General features: G+C 52.7%; 2 protein-coding genes and 1 pseudogene. All 3 read left to right on the top strand.

Going from position 1 to position 2,056, the window contains the following annotated elements:
* Positions 1 to 753: VirB8/TrbF family protein (locus PsW74_RS25175; RefSeq protein ID WP_082830705.1), on the top strand; the 753-nt coding region annotated here is incomplete at its 5' end.
* Entirely contained in the window at positions 750 to 1,733 is a 984-nt protein-coding gene (locus PsW74_RS25170) for a TrbG/VirB9 family P-type conjugative transfer protein (RefSeq protein ID WP_063289738.1), read from the top strand. The genes PsW74_RS25175 and PsW74_RS25170, both read left to right, overlap by 4 nt.
* Before the next feature lies 1 nt (position 1,734).
* Positions 1,735 to 2,056 (top strand): annotated as a pseudogene (locus tag PsW74_RS29035) (hypothetical protein); the annotation flags it as partial.

Genomic DNA, 2,056 nt, shown 5'->3' with positions numbered 1-2,056 from the left:
AAGAAAAACAAAGCGGAGCCGGAGGCCCCAGTTGAGGGCACGGCACTGGTTGAGGTCAATGCCCCCGAACTGAGTATTGAGGGTGAGCGGCCTGGGGCACATGAAGCCGTTCTGAACGCAGATCCATTTGCTTACAAAACTGCCCATCGCCGCATGGTGAGATTGTTCAAGGTCTCAGTATTCCTCAATGTAGTCACTGGCTTGGGGTTAGCTACGGCATTGCAAGTTCTAGCAGTAGCAATCCCTTTGAAGACAACAGAAGTGGCGCTCTTGCGTGTAGATCCAGCTGACGAGCGGATCTACCGCGTTGAGCCGATCTCGGTTGAAGTCGATGGCTTTGAGCTGATGCTTGAGAAGATGGCTCGCCGCTATGTGGCGCAGATCCTTGCCGTTGATGGCATCTCTCAAGGGTCGCGCTTCAAAGAAGTCGCAACCTACTCTGATCAGGACTTCTACCGGCAGTTTTTGAAAGAAAATGAAGGCCGCATCGATGAGGCCATTGAAGATGGTTTGAACCGTTCCATCACTGTTGAGACGGCAAACCAGGTCGATGCCTATAACGGTATCTATCAGTACTCCGTTGACTTCATCCAGACCGACAAGATCGGCAGGCAGCCCCCAGAGCAAAGCAAGCTTCGGGCTTATCTGGAAATGACCACACGCCCTCAAGAAGTGACAACCGTTGAGCGCTTCGAAAATCCTCTTGGTATCCGCATTTTGAAATTGGCTGTTCAGGAAAGGCCAACCACATGACCTCTCGTATTTCTCTTTTTCTTGTCACATTGCTTGTTTCAAACACTGCTTTTGCGCAGACTTCATTGGACCGTGGACCCCAAACGCCGTCACAGCGCGTTGCTCAAGGGCAGCAGGTGGCCTCTAGCGTGACGGCCAGCGTACCGCAAGACGCGCTCGATCAGGCTGCAGCTCAGCGGCGTGGTCAGTTCGGACCGATGAGCCGTACGACCGTTCCATTGGGCCAGATCCAGAAGGCATGGGACAAAGCAGGTAAGAACAGTGGCGTTCATACTCAGGTAGACTGCGGTGCTTGCGTTTACCGTGTACGTCTTCGTGAGTTCATGCTTTCTGTCATTCAGCTTCCAGAAGACGTGAAGATCAAGAACGCTGATGTTGCTGATGCAAGTCTGTTCGATACGAAGGTGCGTACCGACAACACACTGGTGGTCAAGCCACTGGCGGCGGGCGTTGATAGCTCGCTGCAGGTCTATGCGAAAGATGGCAGGGTCTACAGTTTCTATCTTCGCGCTGAGACGGTGAACTCAAAGCATGTTCCTGATCTCCTCTTCAAGATCGAAGAGCCCCGCGTTGCTCAATCGTCCTTTATCGAAGTTGCTGCAGGTGGACCACCAGCGCCGCTGATGAACATGCCCTACACACCAAAGTCAGGTGATGCTCAAAAGGTTGCCGGTGACTATGTGAAGAAGGCCAACATCGACCCTTCCAAACTGCGCGGTTGGGGTGAGTACAAGCTTTGGGGATCTGACAACTCGCTGAAGCCTGAAATGGTGCTTCGCGATGATCACTTCACTTACATTTTCTATGGTGACAAGTGGAAGGATATTGAACTGCCGACCGCCTATGTGGTGGTTGATGGGATTGATGAACTGGTCAACACCCGAGTATCCGGATCAACCTATATCGTTGAAAACACGAATAAACTGATCACCCTGAAGTCGGGTCAGTCCTACATGTGTATCGAATTCAAGGGTAACTAACATGAGTGTATGTGAGTTATTCCTTGCGGTTGGTCTGAGCTTTGGCGGGGCGTGTGAGCCTGAGCCGGTAATCGCTCGTGGTTTGCCGCCTAGTGATGAAGGGGTGTTTGATTACAAACTCCCCCCGCAGCCCAAGCCGGTGGTACCGCCAGCGCCGCCGCCGCCACGCATCATCATGGCACCTCCCATCGTTGTAGAGCGGGAAGTGAGTAAGGACGCGCCGCCCAGAACGATCATCAAGAAAGAGTACATCACTGTTGAGAAAATTGTTGAGCCCAAAAAACCCATCGAGCCCAGCCCGTTTGAGCTGGAACTGCAGGCTG

The sequence above is a fragment of the Pseudovibrio sp. W74 genome (genome assembly GCF_001623085.1).
In the GTDB taxonomy this organism is placed as follows: Bacteria; Pseudomonadota; Alphaproteobacteria; order Rhizobiales; family Stappiaceae; genus Pseudovibrio.
The sequence above is the reverse complement of the archived record's forward strand: the minus strand, read 5'-3'. Positions and strand labels throughout refer to the sequence as shown.

Bases quoted from the DNA above. Each gene is read 5' to 3' on its own strand.
- PsW74_RS25170 (WP_063289738.1), top strand. From the start codon at position 750: ATGACCTCTCGTATTTCTCTTTTTCTTGTCACATTGCTTGTTTCAAAC.